This window comes from Micromonospora sp. CNZ285 (assembly GCF_004637285.1).
The window spans coordinates 6581707-6605749 of record NZ_SPQD01000001.1; the positions used below are offsets into that span (position 1 = coordinate 6581707).

The window sequence follows — 24043 nt, forward strand, 5'->3', positions numbered from 1 at the left end:
AGGCCGGGCCGGGTCGGGCCGGGTCGGGTCGGGCCGGGCCGGGTCGGGTCAGGCCGGGTCGGGCTAGCCCGGGCCGCGCTGGAGCAGACGCGCCGGGTCAGGCCGTGTGGATCCAGCGCCGCGCGCTGCGCGCACGTGATCAAGGAGTTTATGGCAATTCAACGGGCCGGCGCGGACACAAACTCCTTGATCACGCCCGGAAGGCCCGCTGTCGCCCCTGCCACGTCCGGTGATCAAGGAGGTTGGGGCGGCCCACGCCGCTGACGGGGACGCGAACTCCTTGGTCAACTTCGGGAGGGCGGGGCGGGGCGGGGCGGGCGGGCGGGAGGGCTACAAGGGAGCGGGGGCCAGGTCGGGGTCGGGAGTGGGGGTGGGGGTCGGGGTGACGGCCGGGGTGCGGCGGTGGCGGAGCTCGATCGGGAGCACCGCCAGCGCCACCAGCGCGCCGATCGTGCCGGTGACCACGAAGCCCCACGCGGGCGCGGAGGCGTCGATGACCGCGCCGGCCAGCGGTGCGCCGAGCGCGATGCCGACCGTCACGGCGGAGCCGTGCAGGCCCATCGCCAGGCCCCGGACGGAGGACGGGGCCAGCCGGCTGACCGCGTCGGAGGTGGACGCGATGGTGGGGGCGCAGAGCGCGCCGGCCGGGATCAGCGCCAGGCAGAGCAGCCACCAGTGCGACCCGCCCAGCCCGACCGGGATGGTGGTGAGGCTCAGCGCCGCCATCAGTGCCAGCGGGGAGAACGAGCGGCGTACCGCGCCGTAGGCGAAGCCACCGGCCAGCGAGGCGACCGCCCACGCGGCCAGCACGGCGCCGGTCCAGCCGACCTCGCCTCCCTCTCTGAGCACGGCGACCACCGCGACGTCGGTGCCGCCGAGCACCAGGGTGGCGGCGAGGCTGACCGCCAGCACGGCGAGCAGGCGCGGGGTGAGCCACTCGCGGCGGTGCACCGGGCGCTGCGGACCAGCCGGTTCGTCGGCGGCCCGGATCGGCGGGTCGAGCAGCCAGAAGCAGATGCCGGAGGCGACGATGCCGGCGCCGACCGCCCAGAGCGTCAGGCGCGGCGTGACGGCGGTGGCCAGTGCCACGGCGAGCGCCGGGCCGACCATGAACGACAGCTCCACGGCCATCGAGTCCAGTGCGTACGCGGGGCGGCGCTTCTCCACCGGGACGAGCGCGGCGATCGACTGACGGACCATCGAGAAGATCGGCAGGGCGAGCAGCCCGGCGAAGAACGCGGCCGGCAGCAGCACCGGGTACGGCAGTGTGGGCGCGGCGGACCAGAACAGCGCCTCGGCGACGGTGGTGAGCACCAGCACCGGCCGCAGGCCCCGGCGGTCGATGAGCCGCCCGAGCAGCGGGGCGCCGACCGCCGCGCCGATCGTGGACGCGGCGCCGACCAGGCCGGCGGCGCCGTAGCCGCGGCCCAGGTCGAGCACCACGTAGAAGGTGAGCGTCACCCCGGTGGCGGTCAGCGGCACACGGGCCAGCACCGACACCAGCAGCAACGATCGGAGACCGGGTAGGGCGAGCGCCTCCCGGTAAGGCTTCAGGTTCACGACGGTCCGTACCTCCGGCGCCATCCTGGGGCCGGGGTACGACACCCGCAAGCGATTACCGGGTCAAGCGGTGGCGATCACAGGCTCGCCCACCATTGTCACCCCGGCGCCGTCGAGCGCCCGCAGCGCCACGTCGAGCGTGTCCGGCGCGACGGCGGCGGTCAGGTCGAGCAGCACAGTGGTCCGGAAGCCCTCCCGGGCGGCGTCCAGGGCGGTGGCGCGCACGCAGTGGTCGGTGGCGATGCCGACCACGTCGACCCGGTCCACGTCGTGCCGGCGCAGCCAGTCGGCCAGGCACTCGCCGTCGGGGGCGTGCCCCTCGAAACCGGAGTACGCGGCCGCGTGCTCGCCCTTGTGGAAGATCGTCTCCACCCGGTCGGTCGCCAGCTCGCTGTGGAACTCGGAGCCGGAGGTGCCGACCACGCAGTGCCGGGGCCAGGAGTCGACGTAATCCGGCGGGTCGCCGAAGTGCGCGCCCGGGTCGACGTGGTAGTCCTTCGTCGCGACCACGTGGTCCCACCGGTCCGGCTCGGCGGCGAGCAGCCGGGAGATACCGGCGGCCACGCCGGCTCCGCCACCGACCGCGAGGGAGCCGCCCTCGCAGAAGTCGTTCTGCACGTCCACGATGATCAGGGCGTTCGCCATCTGACGGGTTCCTCCTCAGCTCGCGGGTACGACGGTCACCGGTACGGCCGGGTCTCCGGCGGAGAGCTTGAGCCCCTCCCACGGGATGGAGATCAGGCACTGGCGCAGGTGGTCCCGGGACTCCTCCAGCGTGGGCGGCGTCTCCGGCTCGCCGGACACCACGTACGAGTGCTGGAGCAGCCGGTCGTTGGGCTGCCGGTCCGGCACGCCCTGCGGCACGATGACCTCCTCGGTGGCGGTGCCGGTCGGCTTGTGCCGGCGGACCGCGACCTTCCGGCCGCCGATGGTGGCCTTGTGCTCGGAGCGCTTGACCACCGGCCGCCCCTCCACCTCGACCAGCTTGTAGACCAGGCCGGCGGTGGGCGCCCCGGAGCCGGTCACCACGGCGGTGCCGGCGCCGTACATGTCCACCGGTTCGGCGGCGAGCGCGGCGATGGCGTACTCGTCGAGGTCGCCGGAGACGATGATCTTCGTCTCGGTGGCGCCGAGCGAGTCGAGCAGCTCGCGGGACTGCTGGGCGATCACCGCGAGGTCGCCGGAGTCGATCCGGACCGCCCGCAGCTCCGGCCCGGCCACCGCGATGGCGTTGCGGATGCCCTGGGCGATGTCGTACGTGTCGACGAGCAGCGTGGTGTCCTTGCCCAGCGTGGCGACCTGGGAGGCGAACGCGGCCCGCTCGTCGTCGTGCAGCAGCGTGAAGGCGTGCGCGGCGGTGCCCGCGGTGGGGATGCCGTAGCGCTGCCCGGCGGCCAGGTTGGAGGTGAACCGGAACCCGGCCAGGTACGCGGACCGCGCCGCCGCGACGGCGGCCTCCTCGTGTGCCCGGCGGGAGCCCATCTCGATCAGCGCCCGGCCCCGGGCCGCGGTGACCATCCGGGCCGCGGCGGCGGCGACCGCGCAGTCGTGGTTGAGCACCGACAGCACGAGCGTCTCCAGCACCACGCACTCGGCGAACGTGCCCGACACGGTGAGGATCGGGGAGCCGGGGAAGAACAGCTCGCCCTCGGCGTAGCCGTCGATGTCGCCGGTGAACCGGTAGTCGGCCAGCCACTGCGCGGCCGGCTCGTCCACCACACCGGTGCGGCGCAGGAAGTCGATCTCCGCCGGGTCGAACCGGAAGTCGCGGATCATCTCGATCAGACGGCCGGTTCCGGCGACCACGCCGTACCGGCGCCCGGCCGGCAGCCGCCGGCTGAACACCTCGAAGACGCAGCGTCGGTCAGCCGTGCCGTCACGCAGGGCCGCGCTGACCATGGTCAGCTCGTAGTGGTCGGTCAGCAGCGCGGGGCGAAGGGTGCTCACCGCCCCAGCCTAGAGTTCAGCCCGGGTCCGCGCCGTCGTGCCCCGGCATCGACCGCAGGGCGGCCCGCAACTCGCCGCGCCCGGCGACGCCGAGCTTGCTGTAGACGCGCTGGAGGTGGTTCTCCACGGTGCGGGTCGACAGGAACAGCCGCTCGGCGATGGCGCGGCTGGTCACGCCGTCGGCGGCCAGCCGGGCGATCTCCCACTCCCGCTCGCTGAGCGCCGGGCGCAGCAGCCGCAGCGCCGGGGTGGAGATCTCGTCACAGCGGCGCAGCAGATCCGCGAGGCGTTCCCGGATCGGCCCGGTGGCGCCGGCCCGGACGTGTCGCGTCCGGTGCAGGGCCAGGGCGGTCGCCTCGGCCGCGTACACGATCAGCTCCCGGTCGGCGAAGCCGTCGGCGACTGCCAGCAGCGCGTCCGGCGAGCCGTCGACAGCGGCCCGGCCGAACCGGGCGACGAGCGGCGGCAGGACGCCGTCGATCTGTTCGGAGAGTTCGGCCAGGCGTTGCGCCACGGTGCGCCGGCCACCGTCGGTGCAGGTCGGGCCGACCGGCGCGGCGGCCTGGTCCAGCCGGACCAGGTCGAGCAGGACGAGCAACTCGTGCCCGGCCAGGCCGTCCTCGCGCAGCCGGTCGGCGAGCGCGCACAGGTGCTTGGTGGCCGCCGGCAGGTCACCGGTGGCGGCCTGGACCGCGCCCCGGGCCTGTTCCAGCCACGGGTAGAGCACGGCCATGCCGGGCGCGTGCGTCCGGTCCGCCTCCGCCATCGCGTCGGCCGCGTGTGTCACGTCCCCGCGCAGCGCGGCGGCCTGGGCGCGCTCGGCGTGCGCGAGGCCCGCGTACACCCGGCTGGTGGCGAGCACCGCGCACGCCTCCAGGCTGGTCCGCAGCGCCTCGTCGCCGCGCCCGCGCAGCCGCGCCGCGTACGCCTGGAGGATGGCCAGGTAGCCGGTGCCGAGCCGGAAGTCACCGGCCCCGGCCAGGTCGGCGAACTCGTCGGCGACGATCGCGTCGATGCCGGGCAGGTCGCCGGAGAGCGTCAGCCGGGTGCCCCGGGCCAGCTCCATGGCGAGCTGGAGGTAGGGCATGTCGGCCCGCCAGCACGCCGCCTCGGCCTGCACCCGGGCGATCGCTGTGGCGCTGCGCCGGTACTGCCCCTGCGCGGCCTGGAGGTGGGCGAGCGTGCAACGGGCCAGCTCCCGGGCGGCCATCGGGGCGGCGGGCCGGTCCAGCACCTCCTGGGCCAGCCGGACCGCCACGTCGACGTCGAGCCGGTGCAGCCGCATGATCGCCTCGAACGCGCGTACGCGGGCCCGGTCGGCGGGGTCGCCCAGCTCCTCGCCGCGCGCGGCGATCTCCTCCACAGTGGACTCGCGGTTGAGCCCCCAGTAGCTGACCATGCCCCGGACGGTCAGCCACCGGCTGCGCCGCCGGTCGTCGTGGATCTCGCCGGCGACCTGGTCGAGCACGCCGAGCGCCTCGTCCGGCCGGTCGCCGAACATGAGGATGGTGGCGAGCAGTTCGGCCGCGTCGGTGCCGCCGCCGGCCTCCAGCGCGGCGCGGGCCAGCCGGGTGGCAAGCGGCACGTCGTACCTGCCGAACGCCTGCACCGCCGCTTCGAGCAGCAGGGCGACGTCCTGTGCCGTACCCGAGTCGAGCCGCCACACCGCGACGCGCAGCAGGTCCTCCCGGCGGCGCTTGCCGACCTGTTCCAGCAGCCCGGCCAGGGTGGCCTGGAGCCGGCGGGTGCGGCTGACCGGGCAGTGCCGGCGCATCACCTCGCCGTAGAGCGGGTGCGCCAGCCGGACGTTGAGCCGCCGGTCGTCGTGGACCAGCGCGATGAGCCCGCGTTCCTCGGCCGTCTCCACGTCCACCGGGTCGACCGCCCGTTCCAGCAGTTGCAGGCCCAGCGGCTCGCCGAAGGCGACCAGCTCGACGACCGCTCGGACGCCGGGGGTGAGCTGGCCGATCCGGGTGTCGATCAGCTCGGTGAGGTTCGGCGCCAGCTCCAGCCGGCCGGTCCAGGTCCAGAGCCCGTACCTGCGGTTCAGCGCGTCGTCGGCGGCCAGCACCAGCTCCCGCAGCAGCAGCGGGTTGCCGGCGGAGAGCTGGAACAGCCGGTCCGAGGAGCCGGCGTCGACCGGGCCGCCCAGGATGGCGGCCAGCAGCCCCGAGGTCTCGGTGCGGCACAGCGGGCCCAGCTCGACCAGGTCGGCCAGGTCGTCGGTCCAGAGTGCGCGGATCGGCAGCGGGACCTGTTCGCCGTTGCGCAGCGTCCCGATGACGTACGCGTTCTCCGAGCGGGCGACCAGGTGCACGAGCGCGGCCGAGGGCGGGTCGAGCAGATGTGCGTCGTCGATGGCGAGCACGATGGGCCGGCCGGCGGCCTGCTCCTGGAGCACGTCCAGGGCCCAGCGCAGGATCCCGGCGGGGGACAGGCCCTGCGGCTGCGAGGCGGGCAGCACCTGGACCAGCCCGCCGAACGGCAACGCGGCGGTGGTGGCGCTGGCCGCGATGGACCAGATCGCGTACCGCTCGGGGGAGAGCGCGGCCACCCCCTCGCGCAGCAGCCGGCTCTTGCCGACGCCGGCGTCGCCGCTGAAGAGCAACCCGCGCCCCTCGGGACCGCCGACCGCCGACAACAGACGGTTGAGTTCATCCGTACGGCCGACGAACTCCCACCTACTCATCGATGCAGCATATCGACCGTGTTCCGTCCGCGTACGTATCGTCACGCAGCGAAGTTGAGTAATCTGTTCATTACCCGTGAGTACCGGAGTTGTTGGCTGTCGGATGGCCGACACCCTTACTCTTCCGGCAGTCCCCGCAACCAGGGAAGATCCGCGACCGGCACCCCGGTCGCCCGACCGGGAGGCCCACCTGATGACACCGGGTCCGCTCCCTTCGGTCGACGTGCCCGATCCGCGCCGTCAGGCCGAGCCCGCCTCCGGAAGCGCCTCGCTGACGACCCGGCTCGGTGTGACAGCGCCCGGTCCGGACGAGCCGATGGCGGTGGTCGTCGCCGGTCCGGCCGGCGCGAACCGGCGCGAGCTGATCGCCGGCCTGCTCGGGATCGAGGCCGCGACGCTCGCCGTGCCGCCGGGAAGCAACCTGCTGGTCCAGCACGCCGCCACCGCCACCCGCGCCGCGTACGTCCCGGGCTACCGCCAGCCGCACTCCTACGGCGCCGACCCGCTCGCGGCCGGCCCGGCGCTGGCCCGGCCGCCCCGCCGGGTCGAGCTGAGCCTGCCCGATCCGCTGCTGCGGCACTTCGCGGTGGTCGACACGCCTGACACCGGCACGCTCGGTGTGGCCGGCGGGCGGGTGCTGCGCGACGCCGTCGGCCGGGCCGGCGCGCTGCTCTTCGTGATCTCCGCCGACCAGGCGTTCAGCGCGGCCGAGCTGCACCTGCTGGCCGAGGTGGCGCGTACCCGGGTCGAGGTGTTCTTCGCCGTCACGCCCGGCGTGACCGGCCCGGCGCCGGGCGACGGCGCGCGGGCCCCGGACCGGACGGCGTCCGGCCGGGCCGGGTCCGCCCGCCCGCTCGACCCGGTCGCGGTCTCCATCGAGGCGCACCGCGCGGCGCTGCTGGCCGCCGTGCCGGCGCTCGCCCCGGCCCGGTGGTTCCCGACCCGCCGGGCCGAGCTGCCGCACCTGCGCCGCGCGCTGGTGAACTGGGCCGCCGACGAGGTGCTGCGGCGCGGCAGCGCCCACCCGCCGGTGCCGGTCGGCGGGCACGGCCGGGTGCCGGTGCTCGCCGGTGTCGAGCCGGGTGAGCTGGCCGACGGGATCGACCGCCAGGCCCGCGCCTGCGCCCGCCGGATCCGTCAGCACCTCGCCCTGGAACTGGCGAACATCCACCTGCGGGTGGTGCAGGAGATCGTCTTCGGGGTCGGCTGCGCCGGCCTGCCGCAGATGCTCGACCGGGAGCTGGAGGCGCTGTCGCTGCTCGCCACCGCCCAGTGCGACGAGGCCGTGCGAGGGCTGGTCGACGAGGCCGCCGCCCGGGTCTTCGGCGCGCCGCTGGCCGAGGGCGTACGCCGGCGGGTCATCCACGCGGTGCGCTGGGGCCTGGCCGACCACCCGGACGCCCCCGAGCTGGACCGGGTGCTCCTGGTCACGAGCACGGCCGGGGTCGCCGGGCTGACCGGCGCGGGCGCCCTGGACGCGCTGGCCGGACTGCCCGGCGCGCAGCGCGACGAGGTGCTCCCGCCGGTCGGCGTCGCCCTCAACGGCGGCTGCTGGCAGCACTGGCGGGCACCGGGCAACGACGACCCGAACGCCGCCCGTTCCTGGGCTCAGCGCGCGCTGCGCGAGGTCGAGCTCGAACTGTCCCGCGAGGTGTCCCGCCGCTTCGAGGTGATCCGTCTCTCGCTCGGCGGGGTGCTCGCCGATGCGGTCGACCACGGCATCCTGCTTGCCTGACCACGCCGCGGGCACACCGCGACCCGGGCTCGCGTACGCGGCCCGGGCGGGTGACGACGACCGCCGCGCCGTTCCGGTTCATCGGTTCCCCGGATCCGGTGGCACGATGGGGGGCATGGCGGCTCCACAGGTTGCGCCGGTCGAGACGCCGGACACCGAAGAGGTGCCGGTCTCCGACCGGCCATGGGTGACCATCGTCTGGGACGATCCGGTCAACCTGATGACGTATGTGACCTGGGTGTTCCAGAAGCTCTTCGGGTACAGCCGGGAGAAGGCGGAGCGGCTCATGCTGGACGTGCACCACAAGGGCAAGGCCGTGGTCTCCAGCGGCGCCCGGGAGCGGATGGAGCACGACGCGGCGCAGCTGCACGCGTACGGCCTCTGGGCGACGGTGGACCGGTCATGAGCATGTTCCGCCGCCGGGGCGACCACTACGTGGCCACGTTCGCGGTCGACGAGGTCCGGGTGCTGCGCAAGGTCGCCAACGAGGTGGTCGGCCTGCTGACCGACGGCTTCGACCACGGCGACCCGGTGGTCGGGCGGCTGTTCCCCGACGTCTACCCGGACGACGACGCCGGCACCGCCGAGTTCCGCCGCTACACCGAGGGCGACCTGAAGACCGGCAAGATCGACCAGGCGGGCGCCGTGCTCGCCGCGCTGCCCGACGGGGACGCCGGCGGCGAGGTGCGGCTGGACGCGGAGGCGGCCGAGGCGTGGCTGCGGGCGCTGAACGACGCCCGGCTGGCGATGGGCGTACGCCTGGAGATCAAGGACGGCACCGACCTGGGTGAGGAGCTCGACGACGCGGTCGCCGCGGACCCGGGTTCGTCCCGGGTGTTCCAACTGTCGGTCTACGCCTATCTCGGATATCTCCAGGAATCCCTGCTCAACGCGCTCATCGACTGAGTGGTGACGGTCGCCACCTCGCCGCTCGGCCGGGCCAGGGGCTAGGCTTGGCGGCGTGCTGAGCATCGACCGGTCGATCATCGACGCGATCGTCGCCCACGCGCGTCGGGACCACCCGGACGAGGCGTGCGGCGTGGTCGCCGGCCCCGTCGGCAGCGACACCCCGACCCGGCACATCCCGATGGACAACGCCGCCCGCTCCATGACGTTCTACGAGTTCGACTCGATGGAGCAGTTGCGGGTGTGGCGCGAGATGGACGACCGTGACGAGGAACCGGTCGTCATCTACCACTCGCACACCGCGACGGAGGCCTACCCGTCACGTACGGACGTCTCCTTCGCCGGCGAGCCGGGCGCGCACTACCTGCTCGTCTCGACCCGTGAGCCCGACACCGAGGAGATCCGCTCCTTCCGGATCGTCGACGGCGTGGTCACCGAGGAACCGGTGGAGATCGTGGACGCCGCCGTGGACCCGAACGCCGTCCAGTCCTACATGTTCGGGCAGAGCCCGGCGACGGTCGACTACGAGTGTTCCGACCGCTGACCTTCAGCGCCGGCACCTTCCTTTTCCCGTCACCTGGCACGATCCCGAACGAGGAGCACGAGACACCATGGCCATCGAGGTTCGCATCCCCACCATCCTGCGCAGCTACACCGGCGGCGCGAAGGTCGTCGAGGGCAGCGGCGACACGCTCGCCGACCTGATCGCCGACCTGGACTCCCGGCACGGCGGCCTGAAGGCCCGCCTGGTCACCGACGCGGGCGCGCTGCACCGGTTCGTCAACGTGTACGTCAACGACGAGGACGTCCGTTTCCTCGGCGCGCTCGACGCCAAGCTCAACGACGGCGACAGCGTGACCATCCTGCCGGCCGTGGCCGGTGGCGCGTTCGGCTTCGCGGCCGCCGCGGCGATCGCCTCGCACGCGGTCTCCACGCGCGCCGCCCGCTGAGGGGCCCGCGATGGCGCGGTACGACAGTCTCCTCGACGCTTGCGGCGGCACGCCGCTGGTCGGGTTGCCCCGGCTCTCGCCGACGGTCCCGGCCGGGGCGCCGCCGGTGCGGCTCTGGGCCAAGCTGGAGGACCGGAACCCGACCGGCAGCATCAAGGACCGCGCGGCCCTGTTCATGGTGCGCGCGGCCGAGGAGTCCGGCCGGCTGCGTCCGGGTGACACGATCCTGGAGCCGACGAGCGGCAACACCGGCATCTCGCTGGCGATGGTGGCGAAGCTGCGCGGCTACCGGCTGGTCTGCGTGATGCCGGAGAACGTCTCCACCGAGCGGGTGCAACTGCTCCGCATGTACGGCGCGGAGATCATCTTCTCGCCTGCCGCGGGCGGCTCGAACCAGGCGGTCGCGACCGCGAAGCAGATCTCCGCCGAGCACCCGGACTGGGTGATGCTCTACCAGTACGGCAACGAGGCGAACGCCCGGGCGCACTACGAGACGACCGGGCCGGAGCTGCTCCAGGACCTGCCGGGCATCACCCACTTCGTGGCCGGGCTGGGCACCACCGGCACGCTCATGGGCACCGGGCGCTACCTGCGGGAGAAGGTCGAGGGCATCCAGATCGTGGCGGCCGAGCCGCGCTACGGCGAGCTGGTCTACGGTCTGCGCAACATCGACGAGGGCTACGTGCCCGAGCTTTACGACGCCGGGGTGCTGTCCCGCCGGTTCTCCGTGGGCACCCGGGACGCGGTGCTGCGTACCCGGCAGCTCGTCGAGGTGGAGGGCATCTTCGCCGGGTTCTCCACCGGCGCCATCCTGCACGCCGCGCTCGCGGTGGCGCACGAGGCGGTCCGCGACGGCCGCGGCGCCGACGTGGCGTTCGTGGTCTGCGACGGCGGCTGGAAGTACCTCTCGACCGGCGCGTACGGCGGCACCCTCGCCGACGCGGAGGAGGCCCTGGAGGGTCAGCTCTGGGCCTGACGGACCGATGGCCGGTCCGGTCGGTGGCGTGCCCACCGGCCGGACCGCCGGTCTCGTCCGGACCGGACGTGTATGGGTGTCACGTTGATGACAACTTCCGGCAGATGATTCTTGCTCGACCGGGCGACGCGTAGGCTGCGCAGCGTGGCGAGCGCGTCGGTAGAGATCATCGGCGGCGCTGCCGCTGGCGCGTCGACTACGCATGGTGAGATCGAGGCCACCGGATGAGACTGACCGTCCTTGGCTGCGCGGGCAGCTTCCCGGGTCCCGAATCTCCGTGTTCGGCCTACCTGATGGAAGCCGAGGGCTTCCGGCTCCTGATCGACTTCGGGGCGGGCTCACTCTCCACGCTCCAGCGCTACGTCGGGCTGCACGCCCCCGACGCCATCCTGCTCACCCACCTGCACTGCGATCACATGTTCGACGCCGTCAACTACGTCGTGGTGCGCCGGTACGCACCGGACGGCCCGTACCCGCCCCTGCCGATGTACGCCCCCTCCGGCGCGCCCGACCGGCTGGCCGCCGCGTACGGGCAGGAGGAGGGCTCGGTGGAGGACGTCTACCAGTTCTACGGCCTCCAGCCGGGCACGTTCCCGATCGGCCCGTTCACCGTCACCGTCGACCGGATGAACCACCCGGTGGAGACGTACGGGGTGCGGCTGGAGCACGGCGGCCGGGTGTTCTGCTACTCCGCCGACACCGCGCCCTGCGAGGCGCTGCTGCGCCTGGCCCAGGACGCCGACGTGTTCCTCTGCGAGGCGAGCTACATGGACGGCGTGGAGAACCCGCCGGACCTGCACCTGACCGGCCGGGAGGCCGGCGAGGCGGCCACCAAGGCGGGCGTGGGGCGACTCCTGCTCACCCATCTCGTACCCGCGTGGGGCAGCGAGTCGCAGACGGTGGAGGCGGCGGCCGGGGCGTACGCCGGGCCGCTGGACGTGGTCCGGCCCGGCGCCTGCTACGAGGTCTGAGCCCGGCGGCGGCCCTGTCGTGTCGGCGGGCACCCGCGGGCGGTGCGATCACCGCACCGCATAGGGTGCAGGCATGGCGCGACCTGACGGGCGGCGGCCCGACCAACTCCGACCGGTGACCCTGACCCGGAGCTGGAGCACCCACCCGGAGGGCTCGGTGCTCGTCGAGTTCGGCGCGACCCGGGTCCTCTGCACGGCGAGCGTCACCGAGGGCGTGCCCCGCTGGCGCAAGGGCTCCGGGCTGGGCTGGGTGACCGCCGAGTACGCGATGCTGCCGCGCGCCACGAACACCCGCTCGGACCGGGAGAGCGTCCGCGGCAAGGTCGGCGGCCGGACCCACGAGATCTCCCGGCTGATCGGCCGCAGCCTGCGCGCCTGCGTCGACCTCAAGGCGCTCGGCGAGAACTCGATCGTGCTGGACTGCGACGTGCTCCAGGCCGACGGCGGCACCCGTACCGCCGCGATCACCGGCGCATACGTCGCGCTGCACGACGCGGTGACCTGGCTGGCCGAGCGCAAGGCGCTGGCCGGCAAGGTGGAGAAGGTGATGCACCGCTCGGTGGCCGCGGTGAGCGTCGGCGTGATCGGCGGCGAGCCGATGCTCGACCTCTGCTACGCCGAGGACGTCACCGCCGAGGTCGACATGAACGTGGTCTGCACCGGCACCGGCGACTTCGTCGAGGTGCAGGGCACCGGTGAGGCGGGCGTCTTCGCCCGCGACCAGCTCGACGCGCTGCTCGACCTGGGCGTGGCGGGCTGTCTGGAACTGGCCGACGCGCAGCGGAAGGCGCTCTCGTCATGAACAAGGTCCTGCTCGCCACGCGGAACCGGAAGAAGCTCGTCGAGCTCCAGCGGATCCTGGACGGCGCGCTCGGCGCGCACCGGATCGCCCTGCTCGGGCTCGACGACGTCGAGGAGTACCCGGAGCTGCCGGAGACCGGCCTCACGTTCGGTGAGAACGCGCTGATCAAGGCGCGGGAGGGCTGCCGGCGTACCGGCCTGCCGACCATCGCCGACGACTCCGGCCTAGCGGTGGACGCCCTCAACGGCATGCCGGGTGTGTTCAGCGCCCGCTGGTCCGGGGGGCACGGCGACGACCGGGCCAATCTCCAGCTCGTGCTGGACCAGGTCGCCGACGTGCCGGACGAGCACCGGGGCGCCGCGTTCGTCTGCACCGTCGCGCTGGTGCTGCCCGGCGGCAAGGAGCACCTGGTCGACGGCCGCCAGTCCGGCCGGCTGCTGCGCGCGCCGCGCGGCGACGGTGGCTTCGGCTACGACCCGATCTTCCTTGGTGACGGGCAGGAGCGCACCAACGCGGAGCTGACGCCCGAGGAGAAGGACGCGGTCAGCCACCGCGGGAAGGCGCTGCGGGAGCTGGCCAAGCTGGTCGCGAAGGTGCTCCCGCCCGCCGCCTGATCCCCTCCCGCTGGGCACCCGGCCGGAGCACCGGCCGGGCGCCCGACCGGACGCCGGACCGGCCCGCTCAGCCGAGCGGGCCGATCTCCCGCTCGATCGCCGCGCGCAGCTCCGGGCCGCGTACCACGTCGCGCGCCGCCTCCATGAGCGGCGCGAGGAACACGTCCGGTCCCGGCTCGCCGATGGTGCGGCCGAGCACGTCGAGCGCCGCCCGACCGGCCGGTGACGGGGTCAGCGGCGCGCGGAGCTGGAGCCCGCGTACGGCCGCCAGCAGCTCCACCGCGAGCAGGCTGGTCAGGTTGTCCAGCACGGTGCGCAGCTTCTTGGTGGCCGCCCAGCCCATCGAGACGTGGTCCTCCTGCATGCCGCTGGTGGGCAGCGAGTCGACCGAGGCGGGCGCGGCGAGCCGGCGGTTCTCCGCGACGATCCCGGCGGCGGTGTACTGGGCGATCATCAGCCCGGAGTTCACCCCGGCGTCCGGCGACAGGAACGCGGGCAGCTCCCGGGATCGGGTGACGTCCAGCAGCCGGTCCACCCGGCGCTCGGCGATCGCGCCCACCTCGGCGGCGGCGATGGCCAGGTAGTCGGCGGCGAAACCGAGCGGCGCGCCGTGGAAGTTGCCGGTCGACTCGACCCGCCCGTCCGGCAGCACCACCGGGTTGTCCACCACCGACAGCAGCTCCCGGCCGGCCACCACCTCGACGAAGTCGAGCGTGTCCCGGGCCGCGCCGGCGACCTGCGGGGCGCAGCGCATCGAGTACGCGTCCTGCACCGCGTGCGCCAGGTCGTCGCGGTGCGAGTCCATCACCGCCGAGCCCTGCAACAGCCGGTGGATGTTCGCCGCCGACGCGGCCTGCCCGGGGTGCGGGCGGATCGCGTGCAGCTCGGGCAGGAACGGCCGCTCCGAGCCGAGCATCGCCTCGATGGCCAGCGCCGCCGTCACGTCCGCCATGGCGAACAGGTGCCGGGCGTCGGAGACGGCGAGCAGCAGCATGCCGAGCATGCCGTCGGTGCCGTTGATCAGCGCCAGCCCCTCCTTGGCGGCCAGCGACACCGGCTTGAGCCCGGCCCGGCGCAGCGCGTCGGCGGCCGGGAGGCGCTCACCGGCCGGGCCGAGAACCCAGCCCTCGCCGAGCAGCACCAGCGCGCAGTGCGCCAGCGGCGCCAGGTCGCCGGACGCGCCGAGCGAGCCGTGCTCGGGCACCCACGGGGTGACCTCGTGGTTGAGCAGGTCGACGAGCGCCTCGGCGACCAGCGGGCGGACCCCGGAGCGGCCGAGCGCCAGAGACCGGACCCGCAGCAGCATCATGGCGCGTACCACCTCGCGCGGCATCGGCGCGCCCACCCCGGCGGCGTGCGAGCGGATCAGCGCGTGCTGAAGCTCGGCCCGCCGCTCCGGGGCGACGAACGTGTTGGCGAGGGCGCCGAAGCCGGTCGAGACGCCGTACACCGGGCGGCCGGCCGCCTCGATGCCGTCCACGATGGACCGGGAGGTCGCCATCGCCTCGGTGGCGGCCGGGTCGAGCACGACCTTGGCGGTGCCGCGGGCCACCGCGAGCACGTCGGCGGCTGTGACGCCGGTGGACAGGATGGTCACTGTGGTCATCGCGGTACTCCGTTGTGCAGGACCTGGCGGATCAGTGGCACGCCCGGCCGGTAGGCCAGGTGCAGGTGGGACGGGGCGTCGAGGACGATCAGGTCGGCCCGCGCCCCGGGGGTCAGCCGCCCCACGTCGGTGCGGCGCAGCGCCGCCGCCCCGCCGGCGGTCGCGGCCCACACCGCCTCCGCCGGGGTCATCCGCATCTCGCGTACGGCGAGCGCGACGCAGAACGGCATCGACGACGTGTACGACGAGCCGGGGTTGCAGTCGGTGGCGAGCGCGACTGTGACGCCCGCGTCGAGCAGCCGCCGGGCGTCCGGGTAGGGCGACCGGGTGGAGAACTCGGCGCCCGGCAGCAGCGTGGCGACCGTCTCCGAGCCGGCCAGCGCGTCGACGTCGGCGTCGGTCAGGTAGGTGCAGTGGTCGACGCTGGCCGCGCCCAGCTCCACGCCGAGCCGTACGCCCGGCCCGGGGCCGAGCTGGTTGGCGTGCAGCCGTACGCCCAGACCGGCGGCCTGCCCGCAGGCGAGGATCGCGCGGGCGTGGTCGGCGTCGAACGCGCCCCGCTCGCAGAACACGTCGATCCAGCGGGCGTACGGCGCGGCGGCCGCGAGCATCGGCCCGCAGACCATGCCCACGTAGTCGTCCGGCCGGTCGGCGTACTCGGCGGGGACGACGTGCGCGCCCAGGAACGTGGTGTCCTCGGTGAACTCGGCGGCGATCCGCAGCGAGCGGGCCTCGTCGGCGACGGTGAGGCCGTACCCGCTCTTGATCTCGACGGTGGTGGTGCCCTGCCGCAGCATCTCCGCGCGCAGCCGGCCCACATTGGCGCGCAGGTCGTCGTCGGAGGCCGCGCGGGTGGCGCCCACAGTGGTGCGGATGCCGCCGCCGGTGTAGGGCTCGCCGGCCATCCGGGCGGCGAACTCGGCGGCCCGGTCCCCGGCGAAGACCAGGTGGGCGTGGCTGTCCACGAAGCCGGGCAGCACCGCCGCGCCACCGGCGTCGATCCGCCGGTCGGCGGCCGGCGCGTCGCGGGTCGACCCGATCCAGGCCACCTGCCCGTCCTCGACCAGCAGCGCGGCGTCGCGCCGGATGCCCAGCGGGTCGCCGTCGCGGCCGTCGTTGGTGACCAGCTCGCCGATGTGGTCGACGAGCAGGCTGCCGGAGCCACGCCTCACGAGTCCTCCTTCGCGGTCACCGCCGCGATCGCGTCCCGCAGCTCGGTGGGTACGTCCACGGTCAGGTGCCGGCCGCCGTCCACCACGGGCCGGCCGTCGACCACGACGCTCGTCACGTCGGCGGCGGTGGCCGCGAAGAACGCGCCGACCGGCGGCACCCCGGCGGTGCGGGCGCTGTCCAGCCGTACCGTGACCAGGTCCGCCCGCTGCCCGACGGCGAGCCGGCCGGCGTCGCCCCAGCCCAGCGCGGCGTGCCCGCCGATGGTGGCGGCGCCGACCAGCTCGGCCGGCGTGAAGTGCCCCCGCCTGCGGGTACGCAGCCGCTCGTCCATCTCCAGCGCGCGGGCCTCCTCGAACAGGTCCACCACGGCGTGGCTGTCGCTGCCCAGGCTCAGCGGGCTGCCCGCGTCGGCCATCCGGCGCACCGGGCCGACCCCGTCGGCCAGGTCGCGTTCCGTGGTGGGGCAGACGCAGACCCGGGTACGGCTGTCGCCGAGCAGCGCCACGTCGGCGGCGGTCGGGTGGGTGGCGTGCACGGCTGTGGTGTGCGGGCCGAGCACGCCGTGGTCGGCCAGCAGCCGCGTCGGCGTGCACCCGTGCACGGCCCGGCAGGCGTCGTTCTCCGCCGGCTGTTCGGACAGGTGCACGTGCAGCGGCAGCCCGTTGCGGTCGGCCCAGCCGGCCACTGTGGCGAGCTGCTCGGCCGGGACCGCGCGCACCGAGTGGATGGCCGCGCCGAGCCGGACGTGGTCGTCGGCCGGGCGGAACGCGTCCACCCGCGCCGCCCAGCGCAGCGCGTCGCCGTCACCGAAGCGGCGCTGCGGCCCGGCCAGCGGCGTGCCGTCCACACCCCCGGCCAGGTACGCGGTGTCCAGCAGCGTGAGCCGGATCCCGGCGTGCGCGGCGGCCTCCACGAGCGCGGCGGACATGGCGTTCGGGTCGTCGTACGGGGTGCCGCCGGGACCGTGGTGCAGGTAGTGGAACTCGCCCACGCAGGTGATCCCGGACAGGGCCATCTCCGCGTACACGGCGCGGGCCAGCGCCAGGTAGGAGTCCGGGTCGAGCCGGATCGCGACGGCGTACATCAGGCTGCGCCAGGACCAGAAGTCGCCGCGCCCGTCGTGGGTGCGCCCGCGCAGCGCCCGGTGGAACGCGTGCGAGTGGGCGTTGGCCAGGCCGGGCAGCGTCAGCCCGGGCAGCCGGACCGCGTCGGCGAGCACCTCGACCCCGGCGGTCGGCGGACCGTCCACGGTCAGCGGGGTGACAGCGGTGAGCCGCCCGTCGGTCGCCTCGATCAGCACGTCCCGGGTGGGCTCGGCGCGGTCGGGCAGCCAGGCGTACTCGGCCAGCCAGCGGGTCAGCGGCATGCCAGCTCCTCCAGCACCCGGGCCAGGGCGGCCACCCCGGCGGCGCAGTCGGCGTCGGTGGCCGCCTCGGCGGGGGAGTGCGACACCCCGGTCGGGTTGCGCACGAACAGCATCGCGGTGGGCAGGTGCGCCGCCAGCACACCCGCGTCGTGCCCGGCGCCGGTGGGCAGCACCGGCGCGCCGAGCAGCGCGGCCAGCCGGTCGGCCAGCCCGTGGTCGAACGCGACGAGCGGGGTCGCCGACTCCTGCGTGCAGGTCAGCGTGGTCCCGTCGCGGCCGGCCCGGTCGGCGGCCTTGGTGCGTACCGCCTCGACCAGACCGTACAGCGTCTCCGCCTCGGCCGCCCGCGCGTCCAGCCAGCCGGTGACCCGGGACGGGATCGCGTTCGTGGCGTTCGGCTCGACCGACACCCGGCCCACTGTGGCGTGCGCGTCGCGCAGCCGGGCCTCCTTGTTCGCCGCCAGCACGGTGAACGCGTAGGTGAGCATCGGGTCGCGGCGGTCGGCCATCCGTGTCGTACCCGCGTGGTTGCCCTCGCCGGTGAAGTCGAACCGCCACCGGCCGTGCGGCCAGATCGCCGACGCCACAGCGACCGGCGTGTCCAGGTCGACCAGCGCGCGGCCCTGCTCGACGTGCAGCTCCACGAAGGCCGCGAAGCGGCCGAGCAGCGCCGGGTCGGCGCCCGCCGGCCGCTCGCCGAGCGCCTCGGCGAAGGTCGTCCCGGCCTGGTCGCGCAGCCCGGCCGCGCGGTCGACGTCGATCTCGCCGGTGAGCAGCCGAGACCCCAGGCAGGGTACGCCGAACCGCGCGCCCTCCTCCTCCACGAACGCGGCCACCACCACCGGCCGGTCCGGGGTGACGCCCGCGGCCCGTAGCTCGTCCACGGCGAGGAACGCGCTGACGATGCCGAGCGGACCGTCGTACGCGCCGCCGTGCGGCACCGAGTCGAAGTGGCTGCCGGTGAGCACCGCGTCGCCGGCGGCCGGGTCGCCCCACCAGGCGAACAGGTTGCCGTTGCCGTCCTCGGACACCGGCATCCCCCGCCGGCCGGCCTGCTCCTGGAACCAGGCGCGCAGCGTGCGCTCCGGTTCGGTGAGCGCGTAGCGCAGGTAGCCGCCGCTGCCGGCGTCCCGCCCGACCGGGGCGATCTCGTCCCACAGCTCCCGGAACCGGACCGCCAGATCCGTCACAGGTCACCCTCGGCCATCGGGACGCGGACGCCGGTGCGCTCCGCGACCGCGCGGGCGTCGTCGTAGCCGGCGTCGACGTGCCGGATCACGCCCATCGCCGGGTCGTTCGTCAGCACCCGCTCGATCTTCTGCCCGGCCAGCACACTGCCGTCGGCCACGCAGACCTGGCCGGCGTGGATGGACCGGCCGATGCCGACGCCGCCGCCGTGGTGGATGGACACCCAGGACGCGCCGCTCGCGGTGTTGACGAGCGCGTTCAGCAGCGGCCAGTCGGCGATCGCGTCGGAGCCGTCGGCCATCGCCTCGGTCTCCCGGTAAGGGCTGGCCACGCTGCCGCAGTCCAGGTGGTCCCGGCCGATCACCACCGGCGCGCTCAGCTCACCGGAGGCGACCATCTCGTTGAACCGCACCCCGGCCCGGTCGCGCTCGCCGTAGCCGAGCCAGCAGATCCGGGCCGGCAGGCCCTGGAACGCGACCCGCTCGCCGGCCATCCGGATCCAGCGGGCGAGGGACTCGTTCTCCGGGAACAGGTCGAGGATGGCCCGGTCGGTGGCCGCGATGTCCTTCGGGTCGCCGGAGAGCGCGGCCCAGCGGAACGGGCCCTTGCCCTCGCAGAACAACGGCCTGATGTACGCGGGCACGAACCCGGGGAAGTCGAACGCCCGCTCGTACCCGGCGAGCTTGGCCTCGCCCCGGATCGAGTTACCGTAGTCGAAGACCTCGGCGCCCGCGTCCAGGAAGCCGACCATCGCCTCCACGTGCTTCGCCATCGACGCCCGCGCCCGGTCGGTGAACTCGGCCGGCTTGGCCGCCGCGTAGTCCCGCGCTTCGCCGAGGTCCACGCCCTCCGGCACGTACGACAGCGGGTCGTGCGCGCTGGTCTGGTCGGTCACGATGTCGATGGCGACGCCCCGGCGCAGCAGCTCGGGGAAGACGGTGGCGGCGTTGCCGACCACCCCGACGCTCAGGGCCCGCCGGTCCCGCTTCGCGGCGAGCGCCCGCTCGACCGCGTCGTCAAGCGAGTCGGCGATCTCGTCGAGGTAGCGGTCGTGCGCCCGCCGCTCCAGCCGGGACCGGTCCACGTCCACGATCAGGCAGACGCCGCCGTTCATGGTGACCGCGAGCGGCTGCGCGCCGCCCATGCCGCCGCACCCGGCGGTGAGCGTCAGCGTGCCGGCGAGCGTGCCCTCGAAGCGCTTGGCGGCGACGGCGGCGAACGTCTCGTACGTGCCCTGGAGGATGCCCTGGGTGCCGATGTAGATCCAGGAGCCGGCGGTCATCTGCCCGTACATGGTCAGCCCCAGCGACTCCAGGCGGCGGAACTCCGGCCAGGTGGCCCAGTCGCCGACCAGGTTCGAGTTGGCCAGCAGTACGCGCGGCGCCCACTCGTGGGTGCGCATCACCCCGACCGGGCGGCCCGACTGCACGAGCATCGTCTCGTCGTCGCGCAGCTCGGTCAGCGTGCGTACGAGCGCGTGGTACGACGGCCAGTCCCGGGCCGCCTTGCCGGTGCCGCCGTAGACCACCAGATCCTCGGGGCGCTCGGCCACCTCCGGGTCGAGATTGTTCATCAGCATCCGCAGGGCGGCCTCCTGCGGCCACCCCTTCGCGGTGCGTACGGTGCCGCGGGCGGCGCGGACGGGCTGGTGCATCTCGTACTCCTCTCAGCCGAGGAACAACTGGCGGCGGGCGGCGGACGACTCGAACGCCTCGAGCCGGTTCTGGGTCTCGGCCGGTGCGGCGTCGCAGATCGCCTGGAGCACCACCATGGCCAGCGTCATCGGGGCGGTGTGCAGGTCGAAGACCAGGTCGGCGCCGACGGCGGCGGGCAGCACCACCTCGGCGTGCTCGGTGGCCGGGCTCACCGGCGAGTCGGTGATCGCCACGACGGTCAGCCCGGCGTCCCGGGCCTCGCGCAGCGCGTCCAGGGTCTCCCGGGGGTAGCGGGGCAGCACGAACGCGAGCATCGCCGTCGCGCCGGCCGCTGCCGCCTGGTCCAGGCGGTCGACGAGCATGCTGCCGCCGTCGTCGAGAACCCGCACGTCCGGGTGCACCTTCGCGGCGAAGTACGCGAAGTACGCGGCGAGCGGCGCGGCGGCGCGCAGCCCGAGCACCGGCAGCGGACGGCTGGCCGCGAGCATCTTCCCCACCTCGGCGACCCGCTCGGCGTCGGCGAGCTGCGCGGCGAGCCGGTCGAGATTGTCCCGCTCGGCGTGCACCGCCCGTTGCAGGGCGTTACCGGCGGCCGGTTCGGCCGACCCGGTGACAGTCAGTTCCCGCAGGCGGCGGCGCAGCGCGGGGTAGCCGTCGTGCCCGAGCGCCATCGCGAACCGGGTCACCGACGGCTGGCTGACGCCCGCCAGCTCGGCCACCTCGGCGGCGGACAGATACGCCGCCGCGCCCGCGTGCCGCACCAGGCAGTGGGCGATGCGGCGCTGGGTCGGGGTGAGCCGTACGCCGTGGAAGAGGTCGAGCAGGCGGTCGGGGGCGGCCGCACTGCTTTCATTCACCCCGCGACTCTATGCATGAAAACTTTCAGAGCGCAAGAGTGGCCCGACCGCAGGGAGATCCGATGAGCGTGCTCTCTGTACTATCCGCACGGCGGGTGAGCAGAGGAGTGGGGCATGCAGCCGGAAGGTCCGTACAGGTTCACCGAGGTGCTGGGCGAGTGCCAGGTCGGCAGGGCCTGGGCCGCGCTCGACGGGCAGGACCGCGCGCTCACCGTGGCGGTCCTGGACGGCGCTGCCGCCGGTGATCAGCGCTGGCGCGAGGCGTTCACCAACGCGGCGAACGTGCTGGCCCAGACGCCCGGCGGCCACCGGTACGTGAACTCCGACTTCGCCGCCGGTCAGCCCTGGGTGGCGTACCCGTCCGACGAGGACGGCGCGGCCGAGCGGCTGTTCCGCAGCCTGGGCATGGACTACCAGCGCACCGCCACCGGCGAGATGCTCCCGCCGCCCCCGCCGGTGTCCGCGCCGCCGCAGCAGGTCTCGTCGCCGCCGCAGTTGCCGTGGAGCCCGCAGCCGTGGGCGATGACGCCGCAGCAGCCGGTCTCCGGCGCGCCCGTCTCGTCCGGTGCGCCCGTGTCCCCCGGCATGCCGGTGTCGCCGGGCATGCCGGTGCCGGCGATCCCGGCCCAGGCCACCGCCTCGGATCCGCTCGTGCCGACCGGCGGTCCCCGGATCGCCCCGGTCGCCCGTCCGCCCAAGAGCCGTACCGGTCTGTGGATCGGTGGCGTGGTCATGGCGGCCGTGCTGGCCGGCGGCGCCGGCCTGCTGGCCGGGCGGTCGCTCGCCGACGGCGGCGAACCGTCCACTCCGGCTGCCAGCGCCTCCCCGGCGCTCTACGAGGCCACCCAGCAGTCGCTGAACAAGGCGAAGTTCGACGCCACGCTCATGCCGATCGCCGAGCCGTGGCTCGACGGCGTGGGCGGCTGCGCGATCAACACCGAGAAGAGCGGTCCCGGGCTCGCCGACGGCGAGAAGCAGCACGTCTTCTGCCGCTACCTGGGCGTGTCGCTGCACTTCGCCGAGTACGAGTCGGCCGAGAAGAAGGAGGCGGCGCGCGCCTTCCGCCAGCAGATGGGCATCATCGGCCGGGCGCTCGCGCCGGGCATGCGGGAGGCCGGCCCGGCCACCGGCGGTGTCAGCGGGGCGCAGGGCAGCTACGTCGAGTACGCCGGCAACGGCCAGGACGGCCGCCCGGTCTGCGGCATCTGGTGGGGCCGCGACGACAACACCAGCGCGATCTACATGGAGACGCCGTGCGGGGCCGGGCTCGGCGGCAACTGGGACGCGCTGCGCGACCTCTGGCAGCGGCACAGCTAGGCGGCTAACGGACAGCCGCGCCGTTCGGCGGCGGCACCAGGCAGACGTCGCTGCCCTTGGCGACGCCCGCGGCCAGGTCGAAGCGGACCACGCGCGCCCCGCTGAACTGCCGCTCGGTGACCGCCACGCCGCTGCCGCCGAGCCGGACGATGACGTCCCGGTTCGCCCCGTCGGCCCAGTCGGTGGCCTGGAACAGCCAGACCCGGGACCGTCCGGGCAGCAGCGCCGACACCGTCCGCCCCGGGCAGCCGCCGGGGCCGGCCGCTACCACGTAGGCGTCCGCCGCCGGGCCGTACCAGGCCTGGGCGTTCCACGACACGGTGGTGGCCAGCACCAGGTCGCCCGGGCGGCGCTTGTCCTCCAGGTAGCTCAGCGCGCCCCGGTAGTCGACAGCGTTGGCACCGCCGCCCTGGGCGAAGGCCCGCGCCGGATGCACTGTCGCCACCACGGCGGTCGCCAGCTGCGGAACGGCGAGCGCGAGCACCAGCACCACGCCGACCACCCACCTGATCCGGGCGGGCAGGCCGGCCCGCATCGGCGGCGGTGCGACGGCGAGCGCGGCGAGCAGCAGGCAGGCGGGCACCGCGTAGAGCGCCAGCCGGCCGTTGAACGGGTAGACCGACACGGCCGCGCCGGCCAGTCCGGCCGCCAGCGGCGTGAGCAGCACCAGCACCGCCGCGGTGGAGAGCCGGCGCAGCCCGGCGGCCGTGCCCAGCACCAGCAGCGGTACGACGACCCACGCCGACCAGGCCACGAACGGCACCGTGGCGAGACTCCGGTACGTGGCCGCGAGCCATTCCACAGTGGCGGCCAGGTCGGTGAGCGAGTGCGCCGGATAGATCGACTTCGCCCGCCAATACGCGGCGAGCTGCGGATCGGCCAGTCCCGGCGCCAGGAACAGCACGTACACCACGAGCGCCACCACGCCCCAGGCCGGCGCCGGAGCGAGGAACCGGCCCACCTCACGCCACCTGCTCGCCCACTGGCGGTCCGGGCGGCACAGCGCGTACCCGGCCAGCAGCACGCCGAGCGCGCCGGTGACCGGAATGGACAAGGTGCTGACGAACGCCATGACCGCCGCGGCCGACCAGAACAGCGCCGAACCGGCCCATGTCACGCCGTCCCGGACGAGCAGCAGCGCCAGCCCGACCACGAGCGTGACGCCGAACGCCTCGGCGCTGTACTGCTTCAGCTCGTTGGAGTAGCCGATCAGGAACGGCGCGACGGCGACCAGCAGCAGCGCCGCCAGCGCGGCGAGCGGTGGCAGGAGCCGCCGGCCGAGCCACGCCACGAGCGGCAGCAGCGCCAGCCCGAACAGCAGCGGCACCAGCCGGAGCGCCCGCTCACCGTCGCCGAACTGCTCGAACGCGAACCGTTCCAGCCACAGCCAGCCGGGCGGCGCCGACTGGCTGAACGCCAGCGGCTGCAACAGGTCCAGGTAGCCGCGCTCCCGGATGTTGTGCGCGACGTACAGCTCGTCGCTCCAGAAGCTGCGCGCGTACGCCCACTGCCGGATCCGCAGCACGGCGCCCAGCGCGACCAGCAGGCCCGCGACGGACCAGTACGGAGACCGGCTCAGCCGGTCCCACGCGACGGCGGCATACGCAACCGGCGTGCCCGGCCGCGACGGCGCGGGTGTCGCGGGCGCCATCGAAGGGGAAAAGGCCGGGCGTGTCACGGACACGGCGAGACGGTATCAAAACGTCATTCACGTCGGCGGCCCCGCGACCG

General features: G+C 74.4%; 21 protein-coding genes. 10 read left to right on the plus strand and 11 right to left on the minus strand.

The features are described from left to right. Positions 1–330: 330 nt before the first annotated feature. The 4 genes from CLT75_RS30550 to CLT75_RS30565 are packed head-to-tail and all read right to left on the minus strand — an operon-like array spanning position 331 to position 6196. The gene (locus CLT75_RS30550; protein WP_135243557.1) at positions 331–1584 is read right to left on the minus strand and encodes an MFS transporter; all 1254 of its coding nucleotides are present in this window, start codon (positions 1582–1584) and stop codon (positions 331–333) included. Between the two features lie 39 nt (positions 1585–1623). Beyond that, on the minus strand, positions 1624–2205 hold the full coding sequence (locus CLT75_RS30555) for an isochorismatase family protein (RefSeq protein ID WP_135243558.1): 582 nt from the start codon (positions 2203–2205) through the stop codon (positions 1624–1626). Positions 2206–2220: 15 nt separating this feature from the next. Further along, on the minus strand, positions 2221–3507 hold the full coding sequence (locus CLT75_RS30560; RefSeq protein WP_135243559.1) for a nicotinate phosphoribosyltransferase: 1287 nt from the start codon (positions 3505–3507) through the stop codon (positions 2221–2223). A 16-nt stretch (positions 3508–3523) separates the two neighbouring features. Beyond that, the gene (locus tag CLT75_RS30565; RefSeq protein WP_135243560.1) at positions 3524–6196 is read right to left on the minus strand and encodes a LuxR family transcriptional regulator; all 2673 of its coding nucleotides are present in this window, start codon (positions 6194–6196) and stop codon (positions 3524–3526) included. Between the two features lie 193 nt (positions 6197–6389). Here CLT75_RS30565 and CLT75_RS30570 point away from each other — a divergent pair, with 193 nt between their 5' ends. The 9 genes from CLT75_RS30570 to rdgB all read left to right on the plus strand — a co-directional run bounded on the left by CLT75_RS30570 (position 6390) and on the right by rdgB (position 13150). After that, entirely contained in the window at positions 6390–7931 is a 1542-nt protein-coding gene (locus CLT75_RS30570; protein WP_135243561.1) for a P-loop NTPase family protein, read from the plus strand. Between the two features lie 115 nt (positions 7932–8046). Continuing rightward, a complete protein-coding gene (gene clpS, locus CLT75_RS30575; protein WP_018786685.1) occupies positions 8047–8337 on the plus strand; it encodes an ATP-dependent Clp protease adapter ClpS in 291 nt (96 codons plus the stop codon). After that, complete coding sequence (locus tag CLT75_RS30580) at positions 8334–8837, plus strand: DUF2017 domain-containing protein (RefSeq protein ID WP_013284356.1); 504 nt, start codon at positions 8334–8336, stop codon at positions 8835–8837. The genes clpS and CLT75_RS30580 overlap by 4 nt, the downstream gene beginning before the upstream one ends. 55 nt (positions 8838–8892) lie before the next feature. After that, on the plus strand, positions 8893–9381 hold the full coding sequence (locus CLT75_RS30585) for a M67 family metallopeptidase (RefSeq protein ID WP_013284357.1): 489 nt from the start codon (positions 8893–8895) through the stop codon (positions 9379–9381). Between the two features lie 67 nt (positions 9382–9448). Beyond that, the gene (locus CLT75_RS30590) at positions 9449–9787 is read left to right on the plus strand and encodes a MoaD family protein (RefSeq protein ID WP_047892373.1); all 339 of its coding nucleotides are present in this window, start codon (positions 9449–9451) and stop codon (positions 9785–9787) included. Between the two features lie 10 nt (positions 9788–9797). Beyond that, positions 9798–10763 (plus strand): PLP-dependent cysteine synthase family protein, encoded by a 966-nt coding sequence (locus CLT75_RS30595; protein WP_135243562.1) that lies wholly within the window; start codon positions 9798–9800, stop codon positions 10761–10763. Between the two features lie 224 nt (positions 10764–10987). Continuing rightward, positions 10988–11734: an MBL fold metallo-hydrolase gene (locus tag CLT75_RS30600; RefSeq protein WP_135243563.1), complete on the plus strand. Its 747-nt coding sequence runs from the start codon at positions 10988–10990 to the stop codon at positions 11732–11734. A 73-nt stretch (positions 11735–11807) separates the two neighbouring features. Further along, entirely contained in the window at positions 11808–12536 is a 729-nt protein-coding gene (gene rph / locus CLT75_RS30605) for a ribonuclease PH (RefSeq protein ID WP_135243564.1), read from the plus strand. Next, positions 12533–13150 (plus strand): RdgB/HAM1 family non-canonical purine NTP pyrophosphatase, encoded by a 618-nt coding sequence (rdgB, locus tag CLT75_RS30610; RefSeq protein WP_013284362.1) that lies wholly within the window; start codon positions 12533–12535, stop codon positions 13148–13150. The genes rph and rdgB overlap by 4 nt, the downstream gene beginning before the upstream one ends. 67 nt (positions 13151–13217) lie before the next feature. Here rdgB and hutH read toward each other — a convergent pair whose 3' ends face one another. From hutH to CLT75_RS30640, 6 genes are read right to left on the minus strand one after another with little or no spacing between them, the layout of a single operon-like run. Then, positions 13218–14756, minus strand: coding sequence for a histidine ammonia-lyase (hutH, locus tag CLT75_RS30615; RefSeq protein WP_135243565.1), 1539 nt, complete (start codon positions 14754–14756; stop codon positions 13218–13220). Next, a complete protein-coding gene (gene hutI / locus CLT75_RS30620) occupies positions 14753–15928 on the minus strand; it encodes an imidazolonepropionase (protein ID WP_135243566.1) in 1176 nt (391 codons plus the stop codon). The genes hutH and hutI overlap by 4 nt, the downstream gene beginning before the upstream one ends. Beyond that, the gene (locus CLT75_RS30625; RefSeq protein WP_167797021.1) at positions 15925–17289 is read right to left on the minus strand and encodes a formimidoylglutamate deiminase; all 1365 of its coding nucleotides are present in this window, start codon (positions 17287–17289) and stop codon (positions 15925–15927) included. The genes hutI and CLT75_RS30625 overlap by 4 nt, the downstream gene beginning before the upstream one ends. Continuing rightward, positions 17286–18485, minus strand: a complete 1200-nt coding sequence (locus CLT75_RS30630) for an allantoate amidohydrolase (RefSeq protein ID WP_135243568.1) — start codon at positions 18483–18485, stop codon at positions 17286–17288. Before CLT75_RS30630 ends, CLT75_RS30625 begins: the two co-directional genes overlap by 4 nt. After that, positions 18482–20137 carry a urocanate hydratase gene (gene hutU, locus CLT75_RS30635; RefSeq protein ID WP_135243569.1) on the minus strand — a complete coding sequence of 552 codons (1656 nt, stop codon included), beginning with the start codon at positions 20135–20137 and terminating at the stop codon, positions 18482–18484. Before hutU ends, CLT75_RS30630 begins: the two co-directional genes overlap by 4 nt. A gap of 12 nt (positions 20138–20149) precedes the next feature. Beyond that, complete coding sequence (locus CLT75_RS30640; RefSeq protein WP_135243570.1) at positions 20150–20995, minus strand: MurR/RpiR family transcriptional regulator; 846 nt, start codon at positions 20993–20995, stop codon at positions 20150–20152. 114 nt (positions 20996–21109) lie between these two features. On the opposite strand from CLT75_RS30640, the gene CLT75_RS30645 reads away from it, so the two are divergent. Next, the gene (locus CLT75_RS30645) at positions 21110–22312 is read left to right on the plus strand and encodes a hypothetical protein (RefSeq protein ID WP_135243571.1); all 1203 of its coding nucleotides are present in this window, start codon (positions 21110–21112) and stop codon (positions 22310–22312) included. A 4-nt stretch (positions 22313–22316) separates the two neighbouring features. Here CLT75_RS30645 and CLT75_RS30650 read toward each other — a convergent pair whose 3' ends face one another. Then, entirely contained in the window at positions 22317–23996 is a 1680-nt protein-coding gene (locus CLT75_RS30650; protein ID WP_486485308.1) for a glycosyltransferase family 39 protein, read from the minus strand. Positions 23997–24043: the final 47 nt, after the last annotated feature.

Excerpts from the sequence above, each read along its gene's own strand:
- CLT75_RS30595 (WP_135243562.1), top strand. The coding sequence starts at position 9,798 with ATGGCGCGGTACGACAGTCTCCTCGACGCTTGCGGCGGCACGCCGCTG.
- CLT75_RS30600 (WP_135243563.1), top strand. The coding sequence starts at position 10,988 with ATGAGACTGACCGTCCTTGGCTGCGCGGGCAGCTTCCCGGGTCCCGAA.
- CLT75_RS30580 (WP_013284356.1), top strand. The coding sequence starts at position 8,334 with ATGAGCATGTTCCGCCGCCGGGGCGACCACTACGTGGCCACGTTCGCG.
- CLT75_RS30565 (WP_135243560.1), bottom strand. The coding sequence starts at position 6,196 with ATGAGTAGGTGGGAGTTCGTCGGCCGTACGGATGAACTCAACCGTCTG.
- rdgB (WP_013284362.1), top strand. The coding sequence starts at position 12,533 with ATGAACAAGGTCCTGCTCGCCACGCGGAACCGGAAGAAGCTCGTCGAG.
- rph (WP_135243564.1), top strand. The coding sequence starts at position 11,808 with ATGGCGCGACCTGACGGGCGGCGGCCCGACCAACTCCGACCGGTGACC.
- hutU (WP_135243569.1), bottom strand. The coding sequence starts at position 20,137 with ATGCACCAGCCCGTCCGCGCCGCCCGCGGCACCGTACGCACCGCGAAG.
- clpS (WP_018786685.1), top strand. The coding sequence starts at position 8,047 with ATGGCGGCTCCACAGGTTGCGCCGGTCGAGACGCCGGACACCGAAGAG.
- CLT75_RS30550 (WP_135243557.1), bottom strand. The coding sequence starts at position 1,584 with ATGGCGCCGGAGGTACGGACCGTCGTGAACCTGAAGCCTTACCGGGAG.
- CLT75_RS30645 (WP_135243571.1), top strand. The coding sequence starts at position 21,110 with ATGCAGCCGGAAGGTCCGTACAGGTTCACCGAGGTGCTGGGCGAGTGC.
- CLT75_RS30555 (WP_135243558.1), bottom strand. The coding sequence starts at position 2,205 with ATGGCGAACGCCCTGATCATCGTGGACGTGCAGAACGACTTCTGCGAG.
- hutH (WP_135243565.1), bottom strand. The coding sequence starts at position 14,756 with ATGACCACAGTGACCATCCTGTCCACCGGCGTCACAGCCGCCGACGTG.
- CLT75_RS30570 (WP_135243561.1), top strand. The coding sequence starts at position 6,390 with ATGACACCGGGTCCGCTCCCTTCGGTCGACGTGCCCGATCCGCGCCGT.
- CLT75_RS30590 (WP_047892373.1), top strand. The coding sequence starts at position 9,449 with ATGGCCATCGAGGTTCGCATCCCCACCATCCTGCGCAGCTACACCGGC.